Origin of the sequence: Photorhabdus akhurstii, from assembly GCF_018448925.1 — a bacterium.
GTDB lineage: Bacteria > Pseudomonadota > Gammaproteobacteria > Enterobacterales > Enterobacteriaceae > Photorhabdus > Photorhabdus akhurstii.
The window spans coordinates 46012-67205 of sequence record NZ_RCWE01000012.1 but is presented as its reverse complement, the minus strand read 5'-3'; the positions used below and the strand labels follow the sequence as shown (position 1 = coordinate 67205).

20 protein-coding genes and 1 pseudogene are annotated in these 21194 nt (G+C 42.3%); 18 read left to right on the top strand and 3 right to left on the bottom strand.

Going from position 1 to position 21194, the window contains the following annotated elements; genetic code table 11:
* Positions 1-72 precede the first annotated feature (72 nt).
* The 8 genes from secE (at position 73) to rpoC (ending at position 12252) form a co-directional block, all read left to right on the top strand.
* Entirely contained in the window at positions 73-456 is a 384-nt protein-coding gene (secE, locus tag EAE93_RS14245; protein WP_036771654.1) for a preprotein translocase subunit SecE, read from the top strand.
* 1 nt (position 457) lies between these two features.
* Positions 458-1003 carry a transcription termination/antitermination protein NusG gene (nusG, locus tag EAE93_RS14240; RefSeq protein WP_011144820.1) on the top strand — a complete coding sequence of 182 codons (546 nt, stop codon included), beginning with the start codon at positions 458-460 and terminating at the stop codon, positions 1001-1003.
* A 161-nt stretch (positions 1004-1164) separates the two neighbouring features.
* Positions 1165-1593: a 50S ribosomal protein L11 gene (gene rplK, locus EAE93_RS14235; protein WP_036771650.1), complete on the top strand. Its 429-nt coding sequence runs from the start codon at positions 1165-1167 to the stop codon at positions 1591-1593.
* A gap of 3 nt (positions 1594-1596) precedes the next feature.
* Positions 1597-2298 carry a 50S ribosomal protein L1 gene (gene rplA / locus EAE93_RS14230; RefSeq protein ID WP_049585757.1) on the top strand — a complete coding sequence of 234 codons (702 nt, stop codon included), beginning with the start codon at positions 1597-1599 and terminating at the stop codon, positions 2296-2298.
* Between the two features lie 308 nt (positions 2299-2606).
* Positions 2607-3104: a 50S ribosomal protein L10 gene (gene rplJ / locus EAE93_RS14225; RefSeq protein WP_036813541.1), complete on the top strand. Its 498-nt coding sequence runs from the start codon at positions 2607-2609 to the stop codon at positions 3102-3104.
* 63 nt (positions 3105-3167) lie between these two features.
* Entirely contained in the window at positions 3168-3533 is a 366-nt protein-coding gene (gene rplL, locus EAE93_RS14220) for a 50S ribosomal protein L7/L12 (RefSeq protein WP_012776540.1), read from the top strand.
* 339 nt (positions 3534-3872) lie between these two features.
* On the top strand, positions 3873-7901 hold the full coding sequence (rpoB, locus tag EAE93_RS14215) for a DNA-directed RNA polymerase subunit beta (RefSeq protein ID WP_036779928.1): 4029 nt from the start codon (positions 3873-3875) through the stop codon (positions 7899-7901).
* 130 nt (positions 7902-8031) lie between these two features.
* Positions 8032-12252, top strand: coding sequence for a DNA-directed RNA polymerase subunit beta' (rpoC, locus tag EAE93_RS14210; protein WP_040148998.1), 4221 nt, complete (start codon positions 8032-8034; stop codon positions 12250-12252).
* Positions 12253-12523: 271 nt separating this feature from the next.
* Here rpoC and EAE93_RS14205 read toward each other — a convergent pair whose 3' ends face one another.
* Together EAE93_RS14205 and EAE93_RS14200 are read right to left on the bottom strand one after the other, a co-directional pair.
* Complete coding sequence (locus tag EAE93_RS14205; protein ID WP_046397659.1) at positions 12524-12826, bottom strand: helix-turn-helix domain-containing protein; 303 nt, start codon at positions 12824-12826, stop codon at positions 12524-12526.
* A gap of 5 nt (positions 12827-12831) precedes the next feature.
* A pseudogene (locus EAE93_RS14200) lies at positions 12832-13163 on the bottom strand (type II toxin-antitoxin system RelE/ParE family toxin).
* Between the two features lie 160 nt (positions 13164-13323).
* Here EAE93_RS14200 and EAE93_RS14195 point away from each other — a divergent pair.
* The 3 genes from EAE93_RS14195 (at position 13324) to EAE93_RS14185 (ending at position 14348) form a co-directional block, all read left to right on the top strand.
* Entirely contained in the window at positions 13324-13647 is a 324-nt protein-coding gene (locus tag EAE93_RS14195) for a type II toxin-antitoxin system RelE/ParE family toxin (RefSeq protein ID WP_036813552.1), read from the top strand.
* A complete protein-coding gene (locus EAE93_RS14190; protein ID WP_012776543.1) occupies positions 13634-13915 on the top strand; it encodes a helix-turn-helix domain-containing protein in 282 nt (93 codons plus the stop codon). Before EAE93_RS14195 ends, EAE93_RS14190 begins: the two co-directional genes overlap by 14 nt.
* Positions 13916-14048: 133 nt before the next feature.
* Complete coding sequence (locus EAE93_RS14185; RefSeq protein WP_036813555.1) at positions 14049-14348, top strand: helix-turn-helix domain-containing protein; 300 nt, start codon at positions 14049-14051, stop codon at positions 14346-14348.
* A gap of 67 nt (positions 14349-14415) precedes the next feature.
* Here the strand turns inward: EAE93_RS14185 and EAE93_RS14180 are convergent, their stop codons facing one another.
* A complete protein-coding gene (locus tag EAE93_RS14180) occupies positions 14416-14610 on the bottom strand; it encodes a hypothetical protein (protein WP_146110628.1) in 195 nt (64 codons plus the stop codon).
* 310 nt (positions 14611-14920) lie between these two features.
* On the opposite strand from EAE93_RS14180, the gene EAE93_RS14175 reads away from it, so the two are divergent.
* The 7 genes from EAE93_RS14175 to waaB all read left to right on the top strand — a co-directional run bounded on the left by EAE93_RS14175 (position 14921) and on the right by waaB (position 21148).
* On the top strand, positions 14921-15799 hold the full coding sequence (locus tag EAE93_RS14175; RefSeq protein WP_214039936.1) for a hypothetical protein: 879 nt from the start codon (positions 14921-14923) through the stop codon (positions 15797-15799).
* 11 nt (positions 15800-15810) lie between these two features.
* The gene (locus EAE93_RS14170; RefSeq protein ID WP_110086721.1) at positions 15811-16485 is read left to right on the top strand and encodes a hypothetical protein; all 675 of its coding nucleotides are present in this window, start codon (positions 15811-15813) and stop codon (positions 16483-16485) included.
* On the top strand, positions 16467-17627 hold the full coding sequence (locus EAE93_RS14165) for an aminotransferase class V-fold PLP-dependent enzyme (RefSeq protein WP_214039935.1): 1161 nt from the start codon (positions 16467-16469) through the stop codon (positions 17625-17627). Before EAE93_RS14170 ends, EAE93_RS14165 begins: the two co-directional genes overlap by 19 nt.
* A 266-nt stretch (positions 17628-17893) precedes the next feature.
* Positions 17894-18538, top strand: a complete 645-nt coding sequence (locus tag EAE93_RS14160; RefSeq protein WP_214039934.1) for a nucleotidyl transferase family protein — start codon at positions 17894-17896, stop codon at positions 18536-18538.
* On the top strand, positions 18531-19277 hold the full coding sequence (locus EAE93_RS14155) for a hypothetical protein (RefSeq protein WP_214039933.1): 747 nt from the start codon (positions 18531-18533) through the stop codon (positions 19275-19277). The genes EAE93_RS14160 and EAE93_RS14155 overlap by 8 nt, the downstream gene beginning before the upstream one ends.
* A 1-nt stretch (position 19278) precedes the next feature.
* Positions 19279-20058, top strand: a complete 780-nt coding sequence (locus EAE93_RS14150) for a PIG-L family deacetylase (RefSeq protein WP_065823565.1) — start codon at positions 19279-19281, stop codon at positions 20056-20058.
* A 10-nt stretch (positions 20059-20068) separates the two neighbouring features.
* Entirely contained in the window at positions 20069-21148 is a 1080-nt protein-coding gene (gene waaB / locus EAE93_RS14145) for a lipopolysaccharide 1,6-galactosyltransferase (protein ID WP_214039932.1), read from the top strand.
* Positions 21149-21194 lie beyond the last annotated feature (46 nt).

Genomic DNA, 21194 nt, shown 5'->3' with positions numbered 1-21194 from the left:
GTTCGGTCTGATTTGTTTTGCTCTTGCGAGGCAAGCTGGCTATCTATTTAAATCATAGTTACAGGTTGGTTTATGAGTGCGAATAGCGATGCTCAAGAAAGCAGGCGTAGTCTTGAGGTAATGAAATGGCTATTAGTGGCAGCCTTATTAACGGTTGCTATCGTTGGAAACTACCTTTATCGGGAGTATAGCCTTCCTCTACGCGCGATGGCGGTTGTTGTTATTGTTGCTCTTGCGGGAGCAGTTGCGCTCTGGACTGCGAAAGGGAAAACCACACTGGCTTTCGCCCGCGAAGCCCGCATTGAAATGCGTAAAGTTATTTGGCCAACTCGCCAGGAAGCGCTGCATACAACTTTGATTGTTGCGGCAGTCACTGCATTGATGTCTTTGATCCTATGGGGTCTTGACGGTATCCTGGTGCGTTTAGTTTCATTTATTACAGGCCTGAGGTTCTAAGATGTCAGATTCCCCAAAAAAACGTTGGTATGTTATACAGGCATTTTCTGGGTTTGAAGGTCGCGTTGCACAATCTTTACGTGAACATATCAAATTACATGATATGGAAGATTCTTTTGGCGAAGTAATGGTGCCAACAGAGGAAGTTGTTGAGATTCGTAGCGGCCAGCGTCGCAAAAGTGAACGCAAATTTTTCCCTGGGTATGTGCTGGTACAAATGATCATGAACGATGCGACATGGCATCTCGTTCGCAGCGTACCACGCGTCATGGGTTTTATCGGTGGCACATCTGACCGTCCGGCGCCAATCAGTGATAAAGAAGTTGATGCGATTATGAATCGTCTTCAGCAGGTTGGTGATAAACCCCGGCCAAAAACATTGTTCGAACCAGGCGAAATGGTTCGTGTCAGCGATGGTCCATTCGCAGACTTCAATGGTGTTGTGGAAGAAGTCGATTACGAGAAGAGCCGCCTGAAAGTTTCGGTTTCTATCTTTGGTCGCGCGACCCCCGTTGAGCTGGATTTCAGCCAGGTAGAAAAGGCGTAATTTCCGAGCATATTTTTTACTGGCTTGCAATAGGTGAGAAATTAACATACAATTTCGCGCCTTTTGTTTTTTAGTAGTCTGGCCTGAAATAAGGCGGGGCTGAAATAACAGGGGAGCCTTTTAAACAAAGGCGATACCACCCACATAGAGGAAAATTATCAATGGCTAAGAAAGTACAAGCCTATGTCAAGTTGCAGGTTGCAGCTGGTATGGCTAACCCAAGCCCTCCAGTAGGTCCTGCTCTCGGTCAGCAGGGTGTCAACATCATGGAATTCTGTAAGGCGTTCAATGCTAAAACTGACAGCATTGAAAAAGGTCTGCCAATTCCTGTTGTGATCACCGTTTATTCTGATCGCTCTTTCACTTTCGTTACTAAGACCCCACCAGCGGCTGTTCTGCTGAAGAAAGCAGCGGGCATTAAATCAGGTTCCGGCAAACCGAACAAAGACAAAGTTGGTAAAGTAACCAGCGCGCAAGTTCGTGAAATTGCTGAAACTAAAGCTGCGGATATGACAGGTGCCAGCGTTGAAGCAATGATGCGTTCAATTGAAGGTACTGCTCGTTCCATGGGCCTGGTAGTGGAGGGTTAATCGATGGCTAAACTGACCAAGCGCATGCGCACAATCCGCGAAAAAGTGGATGCGACTAAGCAATATGACATTAACGAAGCCGTTGTTCTGCTGAAAGAGCTGGCTACCGCTAAATTCGTGGAAAGCGTTGACGTTGCTGTTAACCTCGGCATCGACGCTCGTAAATCTGACCAGAACGTACGTGGTGCAACAGTACTGCCTCACGGTACTGGCCGTTCCGTTCGCGTAGCTGTATTTACCCAAGGCGCAAATGCAGAAGCTGCTAAAGCAGCGGGCGCTGAGCTGGTAGGTATGGAAGATCTGGCTGAGCAGGTTAAAAAAGGCGAAATGGACTTTGACGTTGTTATCGCCTCTCCAGATGCAATGCGCGTCGTTGGCCAATTAGGTCAAATCCTGGGTCCACGCGGTCTGATGCCAAACCCTAAAGTAGGTACTGTAACTCCTAACGTTGCTGAAGCTGTACAGAATGCTAAAGCGGGTCAGGTTCGTTACCGTAACGATAAAAACGGCATTATCCACACCACCATTGGCAAAGTCGACTTTGATGCTGACAAACTGAAAGAAAACCTGGAAGCTCTGCTGGTTGCGCTGAAAAAAGCTAAACCATCTTCTGCCAAGGGCGTTTACATTAAGAAAGTTAGCTTGTCCACTACTATGGGCGCAGGTGTTGCGATTGACCAATCAGGTCTGAGCGCTTCAGCTTAATTTTAGCTGAATGTGATTATCGCTTTACCTTGGCGTCAGATTTGTCTAAAATTTGGCGCCTTGTATTTGGCTAGTGAGTTTTTTATTAGCTAAATAAAAAATTTTCGGTTGGAGCTTGGCCTAATCCAAGCCCCGTCCAAGACCGCAGGTGTAAGTAATTACTTAATATTCCTGCGTAGACGGTGACAGAGCCAAATGACATTCATTTCTGGATTCTGCTCACCGTGTTTTAGAGCTCAGGCACTTTTTAGTGTTATGAGTTATGTGAGTTCCGGGTTTTTCCCGGTTAATCCAGGAGCAAAAAGCTAATGGCACTAAATCTTCAAGACAAACAAGCGATTGTTGCTGAAGTCAGCGAAGTAGCCAAAGGCGCGCTGTCTGCGGTTGTTGCGGATTCCCGTGGCGTTGCCGTAGATAAAATGACTGAACTGCGTAAAGCAGGTCGCGAAGCTGGCGTTTACATCCGTGTTGTACGTAATACACTGGTCCGCCGTGCTGTTGAAGGTACTGCCTATGAGTGCCTGAAAGAAGCGTTTATTGGTCCAACCTTGATTGCTTTCTCTAACGAACATCCGGGCGCCGCTGCTCGTCTGTTCAAAGAGTTCGCGAAAGCGAATCCAGCATTCGAGATTAAAGCAGCAGCCTTTGAAGGTGAGTTTATCTCTGCGGCCGATATTGACCGTTTGGCGACACTCCCAACTTACGAAGAAGCAATCGCACGCCTGATGTCCACCATGAAAGAAGCCGTTGCAGGCAAACTGGTTCGTACTCTGGCTGCGTTACGCGAGAAGAGAGAAGCGGCTTAATCGCTAAGTCTCCTTCGTGCTTTTTAACGTATAAATTATTTCTGAATTTTAGGAACACTTGTTATGTCTATCACTAAAGAACAAATTCTGGACACAGTTGCCACAATGTCCGTTATGGATGTTGTTGAGCTGATCACTGCAATGGAAGAGAAATTCGGCGTTTCTGCTGCGGCAGCGGTAGCTGTTGTTGCTGGTGCGGCTGAAGCTGTTGAAGAAAAAACCGAGTTTGACGTTGTTCTGTCCGCTATTGGCGGCAACAAAGTTGCTGTTATCAAAGCAGTACGTGGCGCAACTGGCTTGGGTCTGAAAGAAGCTAAAGATCTGGTTGAAAGCGCTCCAGCTGTATTGAAAGAAGCTATCAGCAAAGATGACGCTGAAGCACTGAAAAAATCTCTGGAAGAAGCTGGTGCTTCTGTTGAGATTAAGTAAGTTCAGTTTTGAGTTAGCAGCCTGACTTTAAAGGCTGACGGCTGGTGATTTATTAATCACCAGCCTTTTTGCGCTGTAGGGCATTAGCAGCATTTCCACTGTTTGGCTGTTAATTAACCCCCAAATACTTTTTCCTATTGACGACTTAATATACTGCGTTCTCAGCTACGATCCACTCGGGTAGCTCGGTAGTAAGGTAACGCAATGAAATGATTTAAGAGTAATAGCAATGAGTATTACGGAAAATAATTCAATTTTCTGTTCGAAAAAACAGTGTCGTAAAGAGCTGTCCTTTAGGGCGGGCAGAGTGGGTCACTGATCAGCGAGCTGAGGAACCCTATGGTTTACTCCTATACCGAGAAAAAACGTATTCGTAAGGATTTTGGTAAGCGTCCCCAAGTGTTGGACGTACCTTATCTCCTTTCTATCCAACTTGACTCGTTCCAGAAGTTTATCGAGCAAGATCCAGAAGGCCAGAATGGTTTAGAAGCGGCATTCCGTTCTGTATTCCCAATTCAGAGCTACAGCGGCAGTTCGGAGCTGCAATACGTTAGCTACCGTCTTGGTGAGCCAGTGTTTGATGTTAAAGAGTGCCAGATTCGTGGTGTAACTTATTCTGCGCCTCTACGCGTTAAGTTGCGTCTGGTTATCTATGAACGTGAAGCACCGGAAGGCACGGTCAAAGACATCAAAGAGCAAGAAGTCTACATGGGTGAAATTCCGCTCATGACTGACAACGGTACCTTTGTTATCAATGGTACTGAGCGGGTTATTGTCTCCCAGTTGCATCGTAGTCCTGGTGTATTCTTTGACAGCGATAAGGGTAAAACTCACTCATCCGGTAAGGTGCTGTATAACGCGCGTATTATTCCTTACCGTGGTTCTTGGTTAGATTTCGAATTCGATCCAAAAGATAATCTGTTTGTACGTATTGACCGCCGCCGTAAATTGCCGGCAACGATTATTCTGCGGGCAATGGATTACAGCACTGAAGAGATCTTGAACCTGTTCTTCAGTAAAACGATTTTCGAAATTCGTGACAACAGACTGCAAATGACGCTGGTGCCAGAACGTTTGCGCGGTGAAACTGCTTCTTTTGATATTGAAGCAAACGGCAAGGTTTATGTTGAAAAAGGCCGCCGTATTACCGCACGTCATATCCGCCAGTTAGAAAAAGACGAAGTGAACCGTATTGAGGTTCCTGTTGAATACATTGCGGGTAAAGTTGTTGCAAGAGACTACATTGATGTCAATACAGGTGAAATTATCTGTGCTGCTAACATGGAGCTCTCTTTAGATCTGCTGGCACGTTTGAGCCAGGCTGGTCACAAATCTATCGAAACACTGTTCACCAACGATTTAGATCACGGTGCATATATTTCCGAGACACTTCGTGTTGATCCAACCAATGACCGTTTGGGCGCTTTGGTTGAGATTTATCGTATGATGCGTCCTGGGGAGCCACCGACCCGCGAAGCAGCAGAGAATCTGTTTGAAAATCTGTTCTTCTCAGAAGATCGTTATGATCTTTCTGCTGTTGGTCGTATGAAATTCAACCGCTCATTGAGTCGGGAAGAAGTCGAAGGCTCTGGTATTCTGAGTAAAAATGACATCATTGATGTCATGAAGAAACTCATTGATATCCGTAATGGTAAAGGCGAAGTCGACGATATTGACCACTTAGGTAACCGTCGTATCCGCTCTGTTGGTGAGATGGCGGAAAACCAGTTCCGTGTTGGTCTGGTACGTGTCGAGCGTGCGGTTAAAGAGCGTCTGTCTCTGGGTGATCTGGATACACTGATGCCTCAGGACATGATCAACGCTAAGCCGATTTCAGCCGCAGTGAAAGAATTCTTTGGTTCCAGCCAGCTATCTCAGTTCATGGACCAAAACAACCCGCTTTCTGAAATCACTCACAAACGCCGTATCTCTGCGTTGGGTCCAGGTGGTTTGACCCGTGAGCGTGCTGGCTTTGAAGTGCGTGACGTACACCCAACCCATTATGGCCGCGTATGTCCAATCGAAACCCCGGAAGGTCCGAACATCGGTCTGATTAACTCATTGTCTGTTTATGCGCAGACTAACGAGTATGGTTTCCTTGAAACCCCATATCGTCTGGTTCGTGATGGTGTTGTTACGGATGAAATTCATTATCTGTCTGCGATTGAAGAAGGTAACTTCGTTATCGCGCAGGCAAACACCGTATTGGATGATGAAGGCCACTTCGTTGAAGATCTGATAACTTGCCGTAGTTATGGCGAATCCAGCTTATTTAACCGTGAACAGGTTGAATATATGGACGTTTCTACCCAGCAGGTGGTTTCCGTTGGTGCTTCCTTGATCCCATTCTTGGAACACGATGACGCAAACCGTGCATTGATGGGTGCAAACATGCAACGTCAGGCTGTTCCTACGCTGCGTGCTGATAAGCCGCTGGTTGGTACAGGTATGGAACGCGCAGTAGCGGTTGACTCCGGTGTAACTTCTGTTGCTAAACGCGGTGGTGTGGTTCAGTACGTTGATGCATCTCGTATTGTTATTAAAGTAAACGAAGATGAGATGTATTCGGGTGAAGCAGGTATTGATATTTATAACCTGACTAAATATACCCGTTCTAACCAGAACACCTGTATTAACCAGATGCCGTGCGTCTCTTTGGGCGAACCGGTGGAACGCGGCGACGTACTGGCTGATGGCCCATCCACTGACTTGGGTGAACTCGCACTCGGCCAAAACATGCGCGTAGCGTTCATGCCGTGGAATGGTTATAACTTCGAGGACTCCATCTTAGTTTCTGAGCGTGTCGTCCAGGAAGATCGCTTTACAACTATTCATATTCAGGAATTGGCTTGCGTATCGCGTGATACCAAATTAGGGCCTGAAGAGATCACTGCTGACATCCCTAACGTGGGTGAGGCTGCGCTCTCCAAACTGGATGAGTCTGGCATCGTTTATATCGGTGCGGAAGTGACCGGCGGTGACATTCTGGTTGGTAAAGTGACACCTAAAGGTGAAACTCAGCTAACGCCAGAAGAAAAATTGCTGCGTGCTATTTTCGGTGAGAAAGCGTCTGATGTTAAAGACTCTTCTCTGCGCGTACCAAATGGCGTATCCGGTACGGTTATCGACGTACAAGTATTTACCCGTGATGGCGTAGAGAAAGATAAACGTGCTTTGGAAATCGAAGAGATGCAACTGCGTCAGGCGAAGAAAGACCTGACAGAAGAGTTGCAAATCTTTGAAGCTGGCCTGTTTGCACGTATCCGTTCTGTTTTGATTGCTGGCGGCATCGAAGCTGAGAAGCTGGATAAACTGCCTCGTGAGCGTTGGTTAGAGCTGGGTCTGGCTGATGAAGAGAAACAGAATCAGTTGGAGCAGTTGGCTGAACAGTATGACGAGCTCAAAGCTGAGTTCGAGAAAAAGCTGGATGCTAAACGTCGTAAGATCACTCAAGGTGATGATTTGGCACCGGGTGTGCTGAAAATCGTCAAAGTTTATCTGGCGGTTAAACGTCAGATTCAGCCGGGTGATAAGATGGCGGGTCGCCACGGTAACAAAGGTGTTATCTCCAAGATCAACCCGATCGAAGATATGCCTTACGATGAAAACGGCACGCCGGTAGACATCGTACTGAACCCACTGGGCGTACCATCACGTATGAACATTGGTCAGATCCTGGAAACGCATCTGGGTATGGCTGCGAAAGGCATTGGCGACAAGATCAATGCGATGCTGAAACAGCAGCAGGAAGTTGCCAAACTGCGTGAATTTATCCAGAAAGCTTATGATCTGGGTGATGAAACCCGTCAGAAAGTTGATCTGAACACTTTCTCTGATGAAGAAGTTATGCGTTTGGCAGAAAACCTGAAGAAAGGCATGCCAATTGCGACACCTGTGTTTGATGGTGCGAAAGAGAAAGAAATTAAAGAGCTGCTGAAACTGGGTGACTTGCCAACTTCTGGTCAAATTACTCTGTTTGATGGTCGTACCGGTGAGCAATTTGAGCGTCAGGTTACCGTTGGCTACATGTATATGCTGAAGCTGAACCACCTGGTGGATGACAAAATGCACGCCCGTTCAACCGGTTCGTACAGCCTGGTTACTCAGCAACCGCTGGGTGGTAAGGCGCAGTTCGGTGGTCAACGCTTCGGTGAGATGGAAGTGTGGGCATTGGAAGCATATGGTGCCGCGTACACCTTGCAGGAAATGCTCACCGTCAAGTCCGACGATGTTAACGGCCGTACCAAGATGTATAAAAACATCGTGGATGGCAACCACCAGATGGAGCCAGGTATGCCGGAATCCTTCAACGTATTGTTGAAAGAGATCCGCTCTCTGGGTATCAACATCGAGCTGGAAGACGAATAAATCGTATTCCCGCTGGTACTGCCCTGAATGGAGATGACGGGCAGTTTACCAGCCAGTGGTTGCACTGGTCATAGGGGAGAGCGGCATGGGCTGCTCTCCTGACAGGTCTAACTCCGACAGGAGCCATTTCGTGAAAGACTTATTGAAGTTTCTGAAAGCGCAAACTAAGACCGAAGAGTTTGATGCGATCAAAATTGCTCTGGCCTCGCCAGATATGATCCGTTCGTGGTCATTCGGTGAAGTGAAAAAGCCGGAAACAATTAACTACCGTACGTTCAAACCTGAGCGTGACGGCCTTTTCTGTGCCCGTATTTTCGGACCGGTAAAAGATTATGAGTGCTTGTGTGGTAAATACAAGCGCTTGAAACACCGTGGTGTAATTTGTGAGAAGTGTGGTGTAGAAGTTACCCAGACTAAAGTTCGTCGTGAACGTATGGGTCACATTGAACTGGCTTCTCCAACGGCGCACATTTGGTTCCTGAAATCATTGCCATCCCGCATCGGTTTGTTGCTGGATATGCCACTGCGTGATATTGAGCGCGTACTGTACTTCGAATCCTATGTGGTTGTAGAAGGCGGTATGACCAGCCTGGAACGCAGTCAGATCCTGACAGAAGAGCAATACTTGGATGCACTGGAAGAGTTTGGTGATGAATTCGATGCGAAGATGGGCGCGGAAGCTATCCAGTCTTTGCTGAAAAATCTCGATCTGGAAAATGAGTGTGAAACGTTGCGTGAAGAGTTAAATGAAACTAACTCTGAAACTAAACGTAAGAAGCTGACCAAACGTATTAAACTGTTGGAAGCCTTTATTCAGTCTGGCAACAAACCAGAATGGATGGTTCTGACGGTTCTGCCAGTTCTGCCACCGGATTTACGTCCATTGGTTCCACTGGATGGCGGCCGTTTTGCCACTTCGGATCTGAACGATCTCTATCGTCGTGTTATTAACCGTAACAACCGCTTGAAACGCCTATTAGATTTGGCTGCGCCAGATATCATCGTCCGTAACGAAAAACGTATGTTGCAGGAAGCGGTTGATGCCTTGCTGGATAACGGTCGTCGCGGTCGTGCCATTACCGGTTCTAACAAACGTCCGCTGAAATCCTTGGCTGATATGATCAAGGGTAAACAAGGTCGTTTCCGTCAGAACTTGTTGGGTAAACGTGTTGACTATTCTGGTCGTTCTGTAATCACGGTAGGTCCTTACCTGCGTCTGCATCAGTGTGGTCTGCCTAAGAAGATGGCGCTGGAGCTGTTTAAGCCATTCATCTACGGCAAGCTGGAACTGCGTGGTTTAGCGACGACGATTAAAGCCGCTAAAAAGATGGTTGAGCGTGAAGAGGCGGTGGTATGGGATATCCTGGATGAAGTTATTCGTGAACACCCAGTTCTGCTGAACCGTGCGCCGACACTTCACCGTTTGGGTATTCAGGCGTTCGAACCGGTTCTGATCGAAGGTAAAGCGATTCAGTTGCACCCACTGGTGTGTGCGGCATATAACGCCGACTTCGACGGTGACCAAATGGCTGTTCACGTACCGCTGACACTGGAAGCCCAGTTAGAAGCGCGCGCGCTGATGATGTCTACCAACAACATCTTGTCTCCAGCGAGCGGTGAGCCAATCATCGTTCCATCTCAGGACGTTGTTCTGGGTCTGTATTACATGACCCGTGACTGTGTTAACGCCAAAGGCGAAGGCATGGTGCTGACTGGGCCTAAAGAAGCTGAACGCGTATACCGCGCAGGGCTGGCTTCTTTGCATGCCCGCGTTAAAGTGCGTATCACTGAAGAAGTGAAAGATGGCGAAGGCAATATCACAGTTAATACCAGTTTGATTGATACGACCATTGGTCGTGCAATCCTGTGGATGATTGTACCAAGAGGTCTGCCTTACTCGCTGGTTAACCAACCACTGGGTAAAAAAGCTATCTCCAGAATGCTGAACACCTGTTACCGCGTGATGGGCCTGAAACCAACGGTTATTTTCGCTGACCAGATCATGTATACCGGCTTTGCCTACGCTGCGCGTTCAGGTGCGTCTGTTGGTATCGATGACATGGTTATCCCAGAGAAAAAAGCGGGCATCATTGCAGAAGCCGAAGCAGAAGTTGCTGAAATTCAGGAGCAATTCCAGTCTGGTCTGGTTACAGCCGGTGAACGTTATAACAAAGTTATCGATATCTGGGCTGCGGCAAACGAGCGTGTTGCTAAGGCGATGATGGAAAACTTGTCTACTGAAACAGTCACTAATCGTGATGGAGAAGAAGAGCAACAAGTTTCCTTCAACAGCATCTTTATGATGGCTGACTCTGGTGCGCGTGGTTCTGCCGCTCAGATCCGTCAGTTGGCGGGTATGCGTGGCTTGATGGCTAAGCCAGACGGCTCCATCATCGAAACCCCAATTACCGCGAACTTCCGTGAAGGTTTGAACGTACTCCAGTACTTCATTTCAACCCACGGCGCTCGTAAAGGTTTGGCGGATACCGCACTGAAAACAGCGAACTCCGGTTACCTGACTCGTCGTCTGGTTGACGTGGCGCAAGACTTGGTTGTTACAGAAGATGACTGTGGTACGCACGACGGTATTCTGATGACGCCGGTTATTGAAGGTGGTGATGTTAAAGAGCCGCTGCGTGAGCGTGTATTGGGTCGTGTGACAGCGGAAGATGTTCTGAAACCAGGTACTGCCGACATTCTGGTGCCGCGTAATACATTGCTGAACGAGAAATGGTGTGATCTGTTAGAAGAAAGCTCCGTTGACAGCATTAAAGTACGCTCCGTTGTAAGTTGTGAAACTGACTTCGGTGTTTGCGCGAACTGTTATGGTCGTGACCTTGCTCGCGGACACATCATCAATAAAGGTGAGGCGGTTGGTGTTATTGCGGCTCAGTCCATCGGTGAACCGGGCACACAGCTGACGATGCGTACGTTCCACATCGGTGGTGCGGCATCTCGTGCGGCAGCCGAATCCAGCATTCAGGTGCGTAACAAAGGTAGCTTGAAACTGTTTAACGCTAAATCCGTGACCAACTCCGCAGGTAAATTGGTGATTACTTCCCGTAACACCGAACTGTGTTTGATCGACGAATTTGGCCGTACTAAAGAGAGCTATAAAGTACCTTACGGTGCGGTACTGGGTAAAGGTGATGGCGAAACAGTTAACGGCGGTGAAACCGTTGCTAACTGGGATCCACATACCATGCCGGTTGTCAGTGAAGTATCTGGTATCATCCGTTTCGCTGACATGATAGATGGTCAAACCATTACCCGTCAGACGGACGAACTGACAGGTCTATCTTCACTGGTTGTTCTGGATAGTGCGGAGCGTACCGGTAGTGGTAAAGACCTGCGTCCAGCGCTGAAAATCGTTGACGCCAATGGTGATGATGTATTGATTCCAGGTACTGATATGCCTGCTCAATATTTCCTGCCGGGCAAAGCGATTGTTCAGTTAGACGATGGCGTCAGCATCTCTGCGGGTGACACCTTAGCGCGTATTCCTCAGGAATCCGGCGGTACGAAAGATATTACCGGTGGTCTGCCACGTGTTGCTGACTTGTTCGAAGCGCGTCGTCCGAAAGAGCCTGCTATCCTGGCTGAAGTCAGCGGTATTGTCTCCTTCGGTAAAGAAACCAAGGGTAAACGCCGTCTGGTTATCTCCCCATTAGATGGTGGTGATGCTTACGAAGAGATGATCCCTAAATGGCGTCAGCTCAACGTGTTCGAGGGCGAAGTGGTTGAACGTGGTGACGTGATCTCTGATGGTCCAGAATCTCCACACGACATCTTGCGCCTGCGTGGTGTTCATGCGGTTACTCGTTACATCACCAACGAAGTTCAGGAAGTTTACCGCCTGCAAGGGGTTAAGATTAACGATAAACACATTGAGGTTATCGTTCGTCAGATGCTGCGTAAAGCGACCATTGAAAGCGCAGGTAGTTCCGAGTTCCTGGAAGGCGAACAGGTTGAATATGCCCGCGTTAAAGTGGCAAACCGTAAGCTGGAGCAAGAAGGTAAAGTGCCTGCAACTTATGGCCGTGACCTGTTGGGTATCACCAAAGCGTCTCTGGCAACTGAATCCTTCATCTCTGCGGCATCGTTCCAGGAAACGACCCGCGTACTGACTGAGGCTGCGGTTGCGGGTAAACGTGATGAACTGCGTGGCTTGAAAGAAAACGTCATCGTTGGTCGTCTGATCCCTGCCGGTACCGGTTATGCTTACCATCAGGATCGCATGCGTCGTCGTCAGTTGAATGAGCCTTCTGAAGCACCACAAGTGAGTGTAGATGAAGCAACTGCAAACTTGGCAGAACTATTGAATGCCGGTTTTGGTGGCGATAAGAAGTAATTCTTAGAACACGCTAGCTAACTAAATGCCCTCCTTTTTGAGAGGGCATTTCAACTTTTTGATAACGTGCCAATTTTTTACTTGGCGCTCTGTTTTAATCGGGTTTCGTTTACAAAATGGAACTTGCCGCCACGTTAAAAATCCTCTTCCCAAATTTTTCTTTCCGACAAGAGTTCACTTGAGACCTTGTTCCTCACAATCATCTGGCACGTAAAGTCGATGCGGACATTGATCTTGAATATATCCGCGAGGGCTGCCGGGGCGTTTGTGGTTAAACGGAAAATCCGTAGTGGGTACCGTCGGGTAACTCGATATCGAGACGCAGCTTGCTACCCGTTGCCTCAACGTAACGTTTGAGGGAAGACAATTTCAAGTCGCGGCCAAGTTTCTCCATGTCAGAAACCGTGGGTTGCTTGATGCCAAGAGCCAGAGCTATTTCTCCTTGAGTCTTTTGTACCCGCTCACGGAGTTCTGCCAGATGGATGTTTAGCAACATCTCCGTTGCCGCAGCTTGTGCATTGGCAACAACTTCGTTTTTTTCATTTGCTAATATTTGATCAAGAGTTCTTGCCATAGTGTTTACTCCTTTTTTAGCTTTTCCAGATGTGCCGTGAACTCACGGTCAGCAATCGGAATCATCGTTTCATAAAACCGTTTCTCGTTTCCGGTTTTGTTACCGGCGCAAAGCAAAATTCCTCTCCGCTTGGGGTCGAACGCAAAGAATGCTCGGAGCGGATCGCCTTTGCTTTGGACACGTGTTGCTGTGGCATGAACCGTTCACAGTATCTGCGTATGGCCTGGGCAACATAGGGCCTCTTTCCCGAAGTGCTATTATTGAAGCCAGCACATTGGCCTTGTCGGTGCCATCTAAAGCATCGAACAACGCATCAAAAGATGTCCGTCGTCTCGATAGTCTACATGATTACTTATTGTTCAATATAGGTCAAATGCTATATAGATGGAATCTATGGTCAAGAAATCTAGTCAGAAGTGATATTTCATTAAAATGCAATTTTCCTCTTGATGAAAATTTCCCTTTGAGTTAATTTTTTGCATTAGGAGGAAATTAGAGTGTTTATAGTTAAATACCATGATGAGGCCGAACAAGAAATTAAGTCTTTGCCAGCAAAAGTAGGGGTAAAACTTGTAAGGTTGATTGGAAAGCTAGAAAAAGATCCTCGCTCACTACGTGAACCGGACACAAAACATTTGGGAAATGGTCTTTACGAAGTTCGAACAATGGGGGGAGATATAGCACGCGGATTATGGGTATATCAGACAGGTAAGCAAATATATATTCTGCAAGTTTATATAAAGAAAACACAAAAAATCAACCCAAGTGAGATAGCTTTAGCATTTCGCAGATTGGAGGAAATGAAACATGAAGAAATATAAGACACATTCAGAGATTCTGGCAGAAATGATGAAAGACTCTGAATTTAAAGCCGCTTATGAAGCTGAAGAACGTAAGGAAAGATTGCAAGAAACACTTGCAGAGTGGCGTAAGTTTGCTGGACTTACTCGCTCGCAAGTCGCGGAAAGAATGGGGGTTACGCCGCCAACGGTGACGAAAATGGAAAATAATGTAACAAAAGCTAGTATAGAAACATTAGTGCGCTATGCGCAAGCCTGTGGTATCCAGAACCCACAAATTACGTTGTAATTCTCTGTGCTATGGGGTTAGGGCATTATTAACCCCTCCTTCCATATTTTGACTCTATTAATGAAATTCTTGTAAAAGCAGGAGGTAAAATAATCGTGTGAATTAATTTCCTACCCATCTTGGAAAACTGAGTATGATCACACTTGATGAATTGCTTGAAAAACGCAGCCCTGAAAGCCGCTGTAGGATTGCTAAAAAAGTTGATGAAATGAAACGGGAGATAGGGCTTTATCAGATCCGTGAGGCTCTCGATGTTTCACAAACTGAGCTGGCAACTGCACTTGGAGTCAAGCAACCGACTATTGCTAAAATAGAACAGCCTGGTAATAACCCTAAACTTTCAACATTGAAACGCTACGTTGCAGCGTTAGGTGGAGAGTTGAGCCTTGATGTTCAACTTCCTGATGGTAAACGTATCGTAGTCCATATTTGATATGGCGTTGCCTCAGTAAAAGCGGCAGAACTCGTCGTTCTGCCCACTGAGGCTTGTGTCAGACTTGTCAAGCATGAGAAAGACAGCCAATGAAGTGGGAATCTTCGGGTTCAGTCGGGCGGGAAATCGTCACAGGATAGCTGATCGTGCAGTGATTCAAGCTGCGCTCATGCACGTCGAAATATACACTGATGATTAAGTATTCCATGAATTTGGTACTGGCAAAATCACCTTGGCTATCGTAAAGAATATTATTCGGCATGCAGAAATAGCTTATCGTATTTAATTCAGGGGGCTTGTTAATGTGATTATTTCATTTAAAGTCCCATCACATAGAATTTATGAAAGATTATTCTCTTTAAAGACCCTATTTTTATCCATATGCTTGCATGATTGATGGAGACTTCAATTTGATTTCTCAGGATAAATAATCGCAGTTTTTTATCCTGTTGTATCTTTAAATTATGATACAGGTCATAAAATACAATATTTCATGATTTCATATGCTCGGAAATGAATATAAACTGAAAATGAAAAGCAATTGTCGCCAATATAAATGATGGGACAAAATAATGGAGAATGGAGTAACCCTAGTCTATGAAGATATAACGGAAGATAATTATATTCTAATCAATGATTTTTATAAGCGTGATATAGGAAGCTTGGATTATTTTATTTGGAAAAATTTGAAAGAAAAGAAATTTAATCTTTCTAGTGAGATAAAAGCATGTTTATATAAGATAAACGATATATACTTGTCAATTGTTATAACAAGAAAGTGTGAGTTTAATCTTAAACACAGACGAGTATCCGTTAATATACTTAGCGATTTTGGTGTGAATGAAAGTGTAAAATCGCGAACTTTGGTAATAGAAAGTGTGAGACAAACACACCGTGATGATATCGATGCGACGATTTGTTACTCAGATGAAAGAAAGATCAAATGTTATTCAAAAATTTTTGAGAAATATATCTGTAGCAAAGTGAACGTTTTTGATTTTACAGAAATAGTAGTGGAAGGAGATACCAAAATAGATGTAGATCTGAATGATTTTAATGAAATAGATAATATTAATAAAATCAATTTTTTCGGCAGGAAAGTAAATAACAATTGGATTGCTTACGCAAAGCAGTGTCCTCGCTATAGAGATATTAAGTTATTAACTGTTGGAGAAGAAGTCGCGATACTAGGTTTTGATGATACCACGGTAGAAGTGATAGGTTTGTCAAACACAGCTCCCTATGCAGTTCTAGCTATAATTGATTCTTGTCTCGCTATTAGGGGGAAATGCAGAATAATCTTACCAAATCCTATTTATTCTGAACTGCAAAGCAGACTGGGAAAATATAGCATTATAAATAGGTTTAGCATGATGATTGCCTGGCATACCGAAGAAGATTTCAATTTGTGTCATGAAAATATATTTATCAGCAGAATAGACAAGCGATAAAGGAGTTTAATATGGGATGTATTTTTTGTCACCCAGAGTCTTCCTTTGAAAAAGATAAAATACTTTTACGAGGAAAATATTTCTATGCATTCGTACCCAAAGGCCAGATAATTGAGGGCTATATTATCATTGCCACTAACAAATGTGAGACTGATTCAGGGGGATACCGGTGCTTTGCAGAGATATACGATGAAGAGGCAATAAAAGAGTTGAAACAGTTTAAGAATATAATAAATGATTTTTATCGCGAATATTACAATATAAACAATCCTCTTTGTTATGAAAATGGACGAGCCGGTGGTTGTATCGTCATGGACCCAAATCAAAAGTATTGTTATCATGCACACTTATGTTGTTTCCCCTCGGAGATTGATCTTCATAATAAATTAAAGGATCAATTTAAAATGCATACAATAAACTCATTGGATGAACTTAAGATGTTCGGTGAGATTGGCCCCTATATTTACGTTGAAGACAGTGGTAGTAAATATGTTTTTACGATAGGTGAATCAGATTTCATTGAGAGAGGAATGATAAGAACAGTATTGGCAAATAGTTTAAATGTGCCTGAAAGATCTGATTGGAGAGATAATGAAGGAATAAGGGAGATGGATGCGACTGCTAAAAAATTTAAATTATATATTAATGATCATATGGAGATTGAAGAATGTTATATGCAGACGTAGCTTCTACCTCATGGCCAAAGTCACAAGAAGTGAAAGATATAATAAATATGTACTTAGACACGCTTGGGGTAACTCCAGGGCGATCTTTATCGCAACAATCTAAAAAGGTTACTGAACTGGTTGAAGAGTGCCGACATGAATTCATCGAACAAACAAAATTAAATGGTCATGGGACAGTCATTTTTAACTCAGGAGCAACGTATTCACTCAACGAATGTATGAAAGGTACGCTTAAACCGGGTGATAATGTCATTACGACTTATTTAGAACATAATTCAGTACTTAGGCCCTTAGAGCATTTAAAAGATATTGGGGTAACTAGTCAATTTATCGATGTGACAGATGGTGAAATTGATATGCCGCATTTGGAATCTTTATTAAAGAATAAGCAAACGAAGTTAGTAGTGGTTCATAGTTGCTCCAATACTATTGGTACATTCTGCAATATAGATGAGGCAGGAAAACTTGCGCATTTATACGGTGCGATGGTTTTAGTTGATGGTTCACAATCTTTTGGTTCACAAGTAATTGATTTATCGAAAGGTAATATTGATTACCTTGTTTTTAGCGGGCATAAAAGCTTAGGAGGAGTATCAGGTATTGGGGGGTACTTTATGCTTGATAATGGATTCTCTCATAATGAATTAATTCAAGGTGGGACAGGTGTATTATCAAAATTAACAACGCAGCCAACTGGAATACCATACAAGTATGAATCAGGAACACAAAACACTATTGGCATACTTTCATTGTTGGCGTCTATAAAGCGTTTGAAAAAAATTGGCATAGAGAATATTCAAAATCAATTACAAATTCTGCGTACAACTCTTATAGATGAGTTATCACAATTAAAGAAGATCAAATTAATCTGTAAACATAAAGTAGGATTGCCAACAATTCTTTTGACAGTAGAAGGTTATCATCCCGGAGAAGTCTCTTATATACTTGAGAACAAATACAATATTATTACCCGTCCTGGATTGCAATGCGCACCATTAGCCCATAAAAAATTTGGCACTTATCCTGATGGTGCTGTTCGGGTTAGCCTTGATACGTCGCATACAACGGAAGATATTTTAAAAATAAAATCTGCCTTGATTGAAATCACTGAGGGAAGTTGTGAAGAAAATAGTGATAATTAATGAGAATAATTCAGATAACTTAGGTGATTCAGTAATAAATGTAACTGTGAATAAAATATTTAAAATTCATAGCTTTAATGTTTAAAATACAGGGATTCGCTGCTAACAAATAGCTAAGTAAATTAATTTGATATTTATTTCAAGAAAATAAAAATTTGTTATTAATCAACATTAGTAAATAATACAATGATAAAATTTTAGAAATATATGTAATCATAAGGAATTAACATATATTTTATTAACAATAATAACATGTGGAAATATATATGAATATGCCTAACAATAATGAGCGTTATATAAACGATTTAATTGATGGCAAGTTGAATTATATACATATTGATAGAAAAGGGGACTTTAGCAATACAAACATAGACTGGAAAGATACTTTAATTTTATCTGGCTCTTTCAATCCACTTCATAAAGGTCATGAAGAATTAAAAGAAATCGCTACAACGATGACTAAAAGAAAGCCCTATTATGAACTGTCAATTAAAAATGCGGTAAAACTGACCATTTCAACCGATGAAGTTTTCAAGAGGATAGGGCAATTCAAGGAGAAGGGTGATGTAATTTTAAGTGATGCTACGTTTTTTACTGATAAATCGCATATTTATCAAGGAGCAATTTTCGTCATTGGCGCTGATTTATGTCAAGAAATTAATAACCCTGTCTATTATGGCGGTGAAGAGGGGTTAAAAAAATCTCTTATGACAATTAAGAGTAATGATTGTCGATTTCTGGTCGCTGGGCGTTTTTTTAATAATAAATATCATGCAGTTGATGATTTGATGAATATTAGAAAGGAACACCGTTTTTTATTTGAATCTATTCCAGAAAATTTATTTCGCTTAGATATATCATCAACGGAAATAAGGTCAATGAACAAAGAAAAGGAGATGACTCATGAATAAAGAAAATAACAAAAATCTGTTGAATAATGAAATTAATTCAAATTCAACATATCTAACCAAAGAGATTCAAAGAAGATTAAAACAAGCTTCATTTATATTTAACCCTGGCCATGTAACTTTAAATACCCAGCTAAATGGGTCACAAATTAAACTATTCTCTGAGATATGTGCGTTCTTGGAACAGGACGGTAATTTAGATATTCTTGCCTCTTGCATACATGATTTATGGTGTGCAAAATATTTAATCGATAATAGAACCGCTACGCAAGATTCAATCACAAAACTTGAAATTGAGTACAACTTGCAAGTTAATTTTTTAAAACCTTATCAAGCATTCACAGAAAAAGAGAAGAAGTTTGAAAAGAGGCTAATCAAGAGCGACTTGAGTATTATATCGGAAGCTATGAAAAATATTTATTTATACGATGACAATATTGCATCCGACAATTTTAATTATGAGATGTTACTTTCTACAAACGATGCCATTTTTTCAGATTTAATGACAATATTAGGTCACAGTGACAGTATAATAGAAATTGCGGCAGAAAGAATTCATGCTAGTTGGTTTGATATAATGAAAGAATTTTATGCCGATGATGAAAGAGTCCAGTCCAAAGAAAAGCCAAATATTAATAATTCAGATTTTATAAAAAACAGAGATGGAATACGCATTGATTTAGCCGCTATTTACATCGTACTGATGGAAATAAAATATAACAGCCTTTGTATGGAGATTTAAAATGATGCATTTATTTCTATCCCCCCATTTAGATGATGCGGCTTTAAGCGCTGGTGGTTTAATACATAAATTGGTTTCAGAAAATCAACAGGTGGTTGTTTTAACATTTTTTACTGAATATGACGAAAATCTTACATCTCATTACTTACGCTCTGAGAGTAATGATAATATGAATTCATTTATAAAACTTTATTCAAAGCGAGCTAATGAGGATATTGCTTTTTGCAATAAATTATCAGCAATTCCAATACATGGTAAAATTTTAGATTGCATTTACAGAATCGATCAATACGGTGAGCCTATGTATAATAATTCTGCCGGGATTTATAGTGGCTTGGCACATAAATCAGATTATGCATCCGATATGGCTCAAGATCTTATCGACAAAATATTGTTAAATTATCAACCTGATTATATCTATGCCCCTTTAGGAATAGGTCGACATGTAGACCACATTATAATAAATAATCTTGTGCACAATATAAAAGGCTCACATAAGTTAAAAATATTACTTTATGAAGACTTTCCCTATGTTTTAGGTGAATACCCTATTGTTAATCCCGATAGTTTGGAAAATGCTTTATTACGAAATAATAAATTTGATATGCGTGCTATATTGGTGGATATTGATTTAAAAGAAAAAATGCAAAACATTCTGTTTTATGATTCTCAACTAGAACCTCTGTTTGGGAATGAATCAAATCTTTTAATTTCATTGGAAAAATACCATCGCTCTATTAATGAAATAAAAGTGCAAGAGCGTTTTTGGTTAATTCAATAAGGGGTTAATAATGAAAAATATATTTATAATATACCATGATATTTTCTTGAATGGATATGGCGGGGTAGAAACGGTATGTTCAAATTTAATGAATTTGCTTGACCTTGCCAATATTGAAATTAATTTCATATTTATATCTCTAAATGAGATAAACAGAATTGAAAGTCGTGCTTGGTTATCCAATGCTCAACATATCTCTTTAATGTCAAACAGTGATAAATCTCGCCAGAATATTGCATGTGAATTATCTTTGATATTAGAAAGATTTCATCCTGAGATTATAATAAGTTTAGACACGACATCTTGTAATATTACTCGACTTTCCTGTGAAAAGATTAATTTCCCGGCAAAAACCTATTCTTGGCTGCATACTTCAATTAGGAATCCTACCCCACAGAAAATTAAAGATTTATGCTGTGCCGACGAGCACCTGGTCATCAGTTCTGGTTTAAGAGATCAAATGTTGTCCTTTGGAATAAAGCCAGAGAAGCTTCATCTTATTTTCAATCCTATCAAAATGAATCCCTTTATAATTTCTCAACCAAAACACATGGCTAGATTTTTATATGTTGGCAGAATTCTTGCTTATAAATCGAAAAATTTAACTGAACTATTTTTAGCTCTTTCACAATTGCATGGTCATTGGGAGTTACATATGGTAGGTTCTGGTGATGATGAAGGTTATTTAAGAGAATTATCTTCACAACTCAATATAAATAACAATATTATTTGGCACGGTTGGCAAGATCAGCCTTGGGAGTTTGTGATGGATAACATAAAAGAAGTATCCGCTTTTATTTTAACATCAAAATATGAAGGCTTTGGTATGGTATTAGCGGAAGCAATATCTTATGGTATCTACTGTATAAGTTCAGATTGCCAGTGTGGTCCAAGCGATATTATTAATAATTTAAATGGTGAACTTTATAAATCAGGTAATATTCTTGAGTTGTCTGAAAAATTACAACTCATTATTGATGAATATAAAATAAGAGATCATCAAGCAATAAAAAATTCTATTGCCTTTCTTTACGAATATAATTTCCTGTTAAGAATCATTAAAGCTTTACCTGTATTAGCTCAGATCTAATGTACGACAGTTATAGTTTAAAAACGTGTTGCTATCTATCTCTAGT